Consider the following 8,613-nt stretch of genomic DNA (forward strand, 5'->3'; position numbering starts at 1 on the left):
ACTTCCTCCTAATAGACCATCCGTTTTTCAAGTACGGATTGTAAGTAATTCAAGAAGGTACAAAAAACTAGATAATAGACTGCCACCATGCTGTAAAGCAGCAAAGGCTCATAGGTTCGGGCGGCAATTCGCTGCGCCGTCATGAAAATCTCCACAATCGTGATACTAGCAGCTAACGAAGTGTCCTTAACAAGACTGACAAAACTATTCGACAACGGTGGCAAGGCAATTTTAAAGGCTTGTGGTGCGATGATCCGATACAAAATCTGCCAACGACTCATCCCTAATGACGCTGCCGACTCGTATTGTCCTTGAGGGATAGCTAATAATGCGGAACGAATATTTTCAGAAGCATAAGCGCCGGTATTTAATGAAAAGGTCAAAATCGCGGCTGCCCACGCGTCCATTTGGATACCTATTGAGGGTAGTCCAAAGAAAACGATAAACAACTGAACTAGTAAAGGGGTTCCGCGAAAGACCCACACATACAAAAAGAAAAGTCCGTTGAGTAGGCGATTTTTTGAAATCCGAGCTAATGCGGTGATTAATGCTAAGACCATCCCTAAAGAAAAAGAGATCAAGGTCAAAGGAATCGTCATTTTTAGCAATGCCCAAAACAACGGCAGCGCTGAGCTTTGAATGATATCTAGTATTCGTTCCATATTAATTACTCCTTCAATCCCTATTTAGAAATATCTTTCTTAAAGTACTTTTCTGACAGCTTCGTCAAGGTGCCATCTGCGTCTAATTCTTTAATGGCTTTGTCTACTTTTTTGGCTAACTTTTCATCGCCTTTATGAAACATTGCTGCTACTTCGGTCGCATCATTAGACGTCTTGACAATTTTGATGGGTGCATCAGGTTTTTGATTTAAATAATCGTAATACGTCACGTCATCGTTCAAGGTAGCATCCGCACGCTTGTCGCTGACTAATTCTACTGCTTTGCTGAAGCCGTCCACACTAGAAATCTTCGCTCCTAAACCTTCTGCCATTTCTGCATAATTACTAGTTAATGACTGTGCCGCTGTCTTGCCCTTTAAATCTGAGAAATCCTTGACACTGTCGTTGTCCTTGCTAACAATCAACGCAGGATGTGAGATTGAATACGGTGTGCTGAACAAATATTTCTCCTTACGTTCAGGGGTGATTGCTACTTGGTTAAATACTACATCCGTCTTCTTCGCATCAAAGGCGGCTAACATCGAATCCCACGGTGCTTCAACAAATTTTACTTTATAATCTATTTTTTTCGCGACCGCCTTGGCGACATCAACGTCATAGCCAGTTAATTTGTCATTTTCATCTCGGAATGAAAATGGTGAATACGTTCCCTCTGTCCCTACCCGTAGGACCTTTTCAGTGCTTGAACTGGACGTTTCACTATCTTTTGACTGGCAGCCAGCTAGAAATAGCATGCCTACTGCGAACAATCCAACAACTGCAATAATTGATTTTTTCATTTTATTTTTCCTCCAATGCTTGGTCTAAATCATTTTGTAAGTCCGTTAACTCTTCTATCCCAACGGATAAACGAATGAGTCCATCTTTGATCCCAGACGCCGTTCGTTTCTCCTTAGGAATCGACGCATGGGTCATAACTGCTGGTACTTCAATCAAGCTTTCAACACCACCTAAACTTTCCGCTAAGGTGATGATTTTCAGCGCTTCAACAAAATCCGCTACTTTACTTTCATCTACCAATTCAAAGGCGACCATTCCACCGAAGCCCGTCATTTGTTTGGCAGCAATCGCGTGCCCTGGATGATCTGCTAAGCCAGGATAATAAACTGTTGCAACGGCTGGATGCTCTGTCAAAAATTTCGCAATTGCTGCCGCATTCTTTTGATGAGCGTCCATTCGTACGGCTAACGTCTTGATTCCTCGCTGCAATAACCAGCTGTCTTGCGGTCCTAAAACACCGCCGATGGAATTTTGATAAAAACCAATTTTTTCTGCTAAGGCTTCATCACTCGTGATCGCTAGTCCTGCGACCAAGTCACTGTGTCCGCCTAAATATTTTGTCCCGCTATGCAAAACGATATCCGCTCCTAGGGCTAGAGGCTGCTGTAAATAAGGTGTCGCAAAGGTATTGTCGACGATCGTCAATAGCTCATGGCTTTTAGCCCAAGCGGCACTTCTTTTTAGATCGATAATTTTTAATAAAGGATTGCTAGGTGATTCTAAATAAAGTGCTTTGGTAGTCTCCGTTAACGCTGCTTCAAGCTGTACTGAATCCTGAGCATCCACCATTGTGTAGCTTAAACCTAATGGCGCAAAAACCTTTTCCAGTAAGCGGAAAGTCCCGCCATAAACATCGTCACCTAAAATCAAATGATCTCCCGGTTGAAATAAAGATAACGTCGCATGAATAGCGGCTAGGCCCGAAGCAAAAGCAAAACCTTGTACACCACCTTCAAGCTCAGCAACCAATTCTTCTAAAGCCAAGCGAGTAGGATTACCTGAGCGCGAATACTCAAAATCTCCCGGTTGTCCTAATTTTTTTTGCCGATAGGTCGAGGTTTGATAAATTGGCACACTAACGGCTCCCGTCAATAGATCTTCACTAATTCCTCCGTGGATCATCTTAGTTGATAAATGCATGTATTTTTCCTCCCGATTGTTTGTTTTCTTAGCCTTTATCTTTTAAGCAACAACACATGGTAGTTCCTCCTATCTTGTATTTATCCTTTTTATTTCCCGAGACACAGCCCTAGCTCCAGTCAGGGTAATTTTTTTCGAAATTCGAAAGAGCGGTTATTTACGCATACGATTTTTCTAAATATGCTAAAGCATAAAGAAAAACTTGCAAAGCTTGAAAAAAATCGCAAAAAAAGAGGTGCAAGCTATTAAAGCTGCACCTCTTAGAATCGCCAAAATGAGAAGTTTTCTTCTTTTTCAAACGAGTTCAGAACAGTTAATAGACATGACAAATCAGTATGCTGCTTTTTCGCACCATACAACAACAAGCTAATTGAACTGTTTGAAGATTTTGTTTCGCCATGTTGTTTGCCATGTGTCCTGACCTCCTTAAATGATTGCACTCAATTTAGCATTTACAAAATGAGAAGTCAATCATTACCCTCTCAATTTTTTTTAAAATAACTATTTTCAAAAACAGCTTCAATTTCCGCAATCTTTGTTGAAAACAGTTTTAACACGCTAGGATTCTAAATTTAATAACGATTTTTTTTAAAGCTGTAACGCATCTATTACTGAATAATATCCCGGTTCTTGCTTCGCCAAAAAAATAGCACAATCGCAAGCACCTTTGGCAAAGCCTCGCCAGTTAGTAGAATGATGACTGATCTCCAAGCGTTCTCCAAAGCCGCCAAAGAAAACAGTATGGCTGCTTGGAGTATCCCCCATCCGCAAAGAATGGTAGCCAATCGTCCCCGGCGTTCGTTCTCCGACTCCTTCACGTCCATAAACAGCAAGATCCTTCAGCTCACCACCTAATTCGTGAGCAATCACTTCCCCCATTTCTTTCGCCGTCCCACTAGGCGCATCCTTTTTCCAACGGTCGTGCATCTCAACAATCTCGATATCGGACTCTTCACCAATTGCCGCCGTTGCTAGTTGCACTAATTTATTCATAACATTGACTAATTTTGACGTGTTGGCGGCGTATAAAACAGGAATATTTTCACTAGCTTCTTTGAACAAGGCTTTTTCTTCCAGTGCAAAGCCCGTCGTTCCGCAAACTAATGCTTTATGGTGAGCTTGCGCCAAACGTAAAACGTCTAAACCCATTTCCTTTGTCGAAAAATCAATGATCACGTCACAAAAATCAATGACTTCAGCCAAATCATCCACGATCGGCACAGCTAATGTCCGTCCAAAGGTCATTTGTCCAAGATCCTCGCCGATGTATACTCGTCCTTGCGGGCCTACCCCCGCCACTAATTCTAATTCAGCACTCTCAGCCGCAACTTGAGTAATCAAGCGCCCCATTTTCCCCAATGGTCCTACCACAATCGTTTTAATCATCAGTTCCCACCTTTTCTTAAACCGTTTTCAATTTAGTTTAACACGAAAAAACACCCAAGAATTATTTCTTGAGCGTTTAAAAGAACATTCGTAAAAAGGACCATAAATAACGGAGCAAGCGATATAAAATAAACAAGATAAACAAATTTCCAAAAATGAAACTAGCGGCATTGCCGGCGCTGGCTCGCAAGTTACTCAACGTGAAGCGACGTAAAAAACGCGGCATCGAGCTGTATCCATTCCGTTTCAACCGAAATTTTTCTTCGTAGGTCAAGTCCAGCATATCGTAATAAACGATCTGCAAAGGCGCCCGTGAGAAAAAAGTCTTCGAAAAGCCTACCATCAGCGTGTACTGCTTATTGTTAGACGGCAGATTGCGAACGTTCTTTTTGTTAATTCGCACGTGTTCATCATCTATCACATTATAGCTGTATTCCTCTTCCTGAATCTGGTGAATCTGCAATTCGGGTTGATTCTCCGCTAGAAACCCTTGATAGATCGGCACAAATTTTTGCTGTTGCAGATAAAGGTAGATCATCGCTGCGACGAGTAGAATCATTAATAGACTATTTAACAAAATCGTATCGCCAATAATCACGGTGTAAGCCAAAATAATAACTAGTGCTGCCCCACACAAAGTGAGCCGCTTTCGATAATATTTTTGATACATCATTCGAATCGTCCGCTCATAATAGTCAAAATCCGCTGCTGCAACATTCATCTCTTTTCCCCTTTCAATTATTCATTTTTCCTTAGTATAACGGAGCGAAGAATAGATGTCAGTCCGTTTTGTTCATAAAGAATCATTTGACTCTTACCTTTAGACTATTTTAAAGAGCTTTGCCGGTAAAAAGTATATTTTACTAAGATACGTTTTTTTTCTTTCCAAACAAGAGTATAATGAGCGTGTAAAAACGATTACTTTTATTCGAGTGAAGGAGTCCACTTATGAAAACAGCAATGATTCTCTCAACCATTCTATTTTTCTTAGTTAATTTCTATCTTTTTTCTGTCTATTTCAAAGAAAAAAAAATCAAAGACCATTTGGAGAGACTAGCAGTCATGTTCGGCGCAAATATGAGTGTATTGTTTGTTGATAGCTTAATTTTATTTTTCGGCGCGCTGGCGGAAGAAGGATTCTTACTAATGGCAATTTTTGCTTAATGATACAAAAGGAGGTACGACAAGACTTTTGTCATACCTCCTTTTTTTTACTCATTTTCAATAAAACCATATTCAATAATTTTTAATTTTCGTTTTAAGCGATCAATTGCTGGCATTAAATCTTCAATCGTCTGCCATTCTGGATGTTGCGTTAAGTCTTGTTGAATTTTCGTTGTCTCGCTGTTTAAAACAGCATAGATAACCTCCCGTACTTCTTCTTCCTCGACTTCTTTTCGCAAAGGCAATTTGCCAATCACCTGATCCGTCAGCGTTATATTTTTATTAAAATCTTGGTTAAGTTTTTCCGTCATTCGCTGCCGTAAAGGTTCTGGTAGCATTGGCATTTCCTTATAAGCCCTCATTAAAAAATCAAATTCATTTGGATAGGTCAACTGTAGCTGAATTTTATACTTTGTTGCCTCAACAACCATTTCCAATAAATCAGAAGCTTGCGTCCAAATAGAATAATCAATCCGCTGATAGAAAAAATCCGCGGCATATTTATAGGTTGCTTCATACAAACCGCTTTTATTCCCGTAGTAATGGAACAATAGGCCCTTCGAAACCCCTGCCTGATTCGCGATATCATCCGTCTTCGTTTCACGATAACCATTTTTAGCAAATAATTGAGCGCTGGTGGTTAAAATATTTTTTTCCTTTTGTGGATCTTTGACTACTTCTTTCATCGTCTCACCCCAAGTCCCGCTTATTGTAGCCGATGATCCCCAGTATCGTCAAACCAAGAAAGATCGCCACTAGACCAAGTGCCAGCGAGTGGTTCAGCACTTCATTCGGCACCTTTCCCACCCAGCCGAGGGGCGAAATATTGGCAGTTTCCTCTGATAGATTCAGCAGTGGGCCGAACATTTTGATCAGGACACTGCCACCTAGATAAAGCCACAAAAGATTGGTCAATTTAGGAAAGGCACCAGTCAATAAACTAGCAATCCCAACAAAAAACAGCGTTGCTGGTAAAAAGCCGCCAAGCGTTTCCCAAAAATACTTGATTGCCAAAGGATGATCCATCGACGCGTTTCCAACAAAGAAGGCTCCCGCTAACATAGCGACAAAGACCAGACAGCTAGTTATGATCCCGACAGAAAAATAACTCAACGCTAAACGAGTCTTTGTAAGGCTCTTAGAATGGATGATTTCTAAGTACCCTTTTTTGTCATCTGACTTCAACCGAAAAATAATCAAAATTCCACTGATGGCTGCAATAGCCACAAAAAACAGTCCCAGCATATTCAAATAATTCAAGATCAATTCACGATTGGCCGCATGGATCTGGGTGACACCTAAGATTTTTTTATAAGTAGGATTGGTGCCGATAATATCGCCGATCGTACTAAAAATAGAACCATAAGCTGCGCCTAGAACAATACCGCCAATCAGCCAGCCAATAATACTGTTACGCTCCACTGTTAATACCAAACCAAGGGGCGAAGATAGCAATTTTCCAGCTTGTCCTTTTCCACTTCGTTCTGTCAACACACCACTACCAATATCACGACTCTCAACGATTTTGATCGCCGCAACGAATGAGATGAATCCTAAACCTAACGTCAAAAAAATCGGTAACCAACGATCGTCTGTATAAATCGCCGTCTTTTGAATCCAGCCAACCGGTGATAGCCATGTCCACTTTGGTGCGCTAACATCCGTCATCATCCGCATCAAATAGAAAATCCCGTATAAGCCATAGCTCATAAAATTGGCGCTACGAGCATTATTCGCTAGCTGCGCGATTAATAAACTAATGAAGCCAAACATAATCCCGATTGAAGCGATACTTATTCCCATCAATAGATCGCCTTCCATTGTCGCTCCATTCAGATTAGCGACCAAAAGACTGGCGACATATAAAATTCCCATTACGCCATTGATCAATAAAATTTCCAGTGCTGTCGCATAGGTCGGTGCCAGCCGGCCAACCGTCCGTGAACGAATCATCTCCACCAGCCCCGAGTCTTCCTGCGCGCGCGTATTGCCAATTGCCAGCGAAATATTCATAAAGACCATGAACATCCCCATAAAAACCAACATCTCTGAAGCAAATACATTTGCGGTCGTATAAGGTTTCGTTGCGGAAAACTCGCCAAACAGTGAGACCATCGCTGGTGTCTTCAAGGTTTCAACGATCGCATTGATATCGGTCTGCGTGCCAAAAAGGACATTGAATTTCGTTGCCGCTGAAGCAAATAGACCTACTAAAATCGCGATCCAGACAACATGCTTCAGCCGGTTTTGCTTCAGATTGGTCCGTAGCAGATAGCCTGTTTTTATTCCACTATGCCCCATGAGAATCATCTCCTTGTTGCTCGTAATAGCGCATAAATAAATCTTCTAAAGTCGGCGGTGTCGAGATCAAATTAGTGATTTTCTTGTCCGCTAAAAATTGCATGATCTGTCCCATTTGTTCCCGGTCCACGGAGAGTGCCGCCTGACGTTTTGCTTCATCCGTAAACGTGGCTTTATGGACGCCCGCTAACTCCTCGATGCCTGTCATTGATGAGACCGTCTCTACGGTCATTTCCATCCGAGTCAAGTGACGCATTGAAGCTAAATCCCCCATCTCGATGATCACGCCTTCACAAATGATGGCGATCCGATCACACATTTTTTCCACTTCTGATAAAATGTGACTGGACAACAAGATACTTTTTCCTGCTTCTTTTAGTTTCAATACTTCTTCTTGGAAAGTTTTTTCATTCAAGGGATCTAGCCCTGAAGTCGGCTCGTCAAAAATATACAGCTCCGCTTCTTGCGATAAAGCAGCAATTAAAGCGATCTTTTGCCGATTGCCTTTCGAATAAGTACGGGCTTTTTTCTTCGGATCTAGTTGAAATTTTTGAATTAGTTCTTCCGTTTTGCTTGTCCGCTCTTGCCCATTTAAACGCAGCAATAAATCAATAATTTCTCCGCCGGTCAAATTAGGCCACAAATAAACATCACCAGGAATATAGGCAATTTGTTTGTGGATCGCCGTATCTTCTTTCCAAACATCTTTGCCAAAAATCGTCGCTTCACCGCCGGACTTTTTCAGCATACCTAACAAGACTCGGATCGTCGTTGACTTGCCAGCGCCATTTGGTCCGATAAATCCTAAAACTTCCCCCTTATTCACGGAAAAGGTCACGTCCTTTAACGCTTGAAACTTACCAAATTTTTTTTCCAGCTTATTTAATACCACGATTTCTTTTTCCATCTTCCTCACTCCCAAACTTATTTTTTCCTTAACCGATGAGCCATTGCTCTTCTTTTTTCTATAATTTGAGAATACGCTCTTTTGACTTTCTAGTCAATGACTTTGCAGTCAACGAGATTCCCCTCTCAAAATTATTCTGAAAGGCTGCTTCTTTAGCTTAATCCTCGAAATATTTCGCCGATTGTAAAATTAAGCTAGACAAATAAAAAAGTCATTTGTGCTACACTCAAGATAGTTCCCGCAAAAGAATTA

9 protein-coding genes are annotated in these 8,613 nt (G+C 41.3%); 1 reads left to right on the plus strand and 8 read right to left on the minus strand.

Annotation, left to right across the window (positions count from 1 at the left end):
* Nucleotides 1-8: 8 nt before the first annotated feature.
* The 5 genes from FFM67_RS01360 to FFM67_RS01380 all read right to left on the minus strand — a co-directional run bounded on the left by FFM67_RS01360 (nt 9) and on the right by FFM67_RS01380 (nt 4,710).
* Nucleotides 9-662, minus strand: coding sequence for an amino acid ABC transporter permease (locus tag FFM67_RS01360; protein WP_137612881.1), 654 nt, complete (start codon nt 660-662; stop codon nt 9-11).
* Nucleotides 663-682: 20 nt separating this feature from the next.
* A complete protein-coding gene (locus FFM67_RS01365; protein ID WP_137612882.1) occupies nt 683-1,462 on the minus strand; it encodes an amino acid ABC transporter substrate-binding protein in 780 nt (259 codons plus the stop codon).
* 1 nt (nt 1,463) lies between these two features.
* Entirely contained in the window at nt 1,464-2,603 is a 1,140-nt protein-coding gene (locus FFM67_RS01370) for a cystathionine gamma-synthase (protein ID WP_137612883.1), read from the minus strand.
* A gap of 588 nt (nt 2,604-3,191) precedes the next feature.
* Entirely contained in the window at nt 3,192-3,989 is a 798-nt protein-coding gene (dapB, locus tag FFM67_RS01375; protein WP_137612884.1) for a 4-hydroxy-tetrahydrodipicolinate reductase, read from the minus strand.
* A gap of 76 nt (nt 3,990-4,065) precedes the next feature.
* The gene (locus tag FFM67_RS01380; RefSeq protein WP_137612885.1) at nt 4,066-4,710 is read right to left on the minus strand and encodes a hypothetical protein; all 645 of its coding nucleotides are present in this window, start codon (nt 4,708-4,710) and stop codon (nt 4,066-4,068) included.
* A 227-nt stretch (nt 4,711-4,937) separates the two neighbouring features.
* Here FFM67_RS01380 and FFM67_RS01385 point away from each other — a divergent pair, with 227 nt between their 5' ends.
* Nucleotides 4,938-5,153 (plus strand): hypothetical protein, encoded by a 216-nt coding sequence (locus FFM67_RS01385; protein ID WP_137612886.1) that lies wholly within the window; start codon nt 4,938-4,940, stop codon nt 5,151-5,153.
* A gap of 47 nt (nt 5,154-5,200) precedes the next feature.
* On the opposite strand, the gene FFM67_RS01390 is transcribed toward FFM67_RS01385, so the two are convergent.
* The 3 genes from FFM67_RS01390 to FFM67_RS01400 are packed head-to-tail and all read right to left on the minus strand — an operon-like array spanning nt 5,201 to nt 8,361.
* Nucleotides 5,201-5,839 (minus strand): TetR/AcrR family transcriptional regulator, encoded by a 639-nt coding sequence (locus FFM67_RS01390; RefSeq protein WP_137612887.1) that lies wholly within the window; start codon nt 5,837-5,839, stop codon nt 5,201-5,203.
* Nucleotides 5,840-5,843: 4 nt separating this feature from the next.
* Entirely contained in the window at nt 5,844-7,454 is a 1,611-nt protein-coding gene (locus FFM67_RS01395; RefSeq protein ID WP_137612888.1) for an ABC transporter permease, read from the minus strand.
* The gene (locus tag FFM67_RS01400; RefSeq protein WP_137612889.1) at nt 7,444-8,361 is read right to left on the minus strand and encodes an ABC transporter ATP-binding protein; all 918 of its coding nucleotides are present in this window, start codon (nt 8,359-8,361) and stop codon (nt 7,444-7,446) included. Before FFM67_RS01400 ends, FFM67_RS01395 begins: the two co-directional genes overlap by 11 nt.
* Nucleotides 8,362-8,613 lie beyond the last annotated feature (252 nt).

This window comes from Enterococcus viikkiensis (assembly GCF_005405345.1).
Lineage (GTDB): Bacteria > Bacillota > Bacilli > Lactobacillales > Enterococcaceae > Enterococcus_A > Enterococcus_A viikkiensis.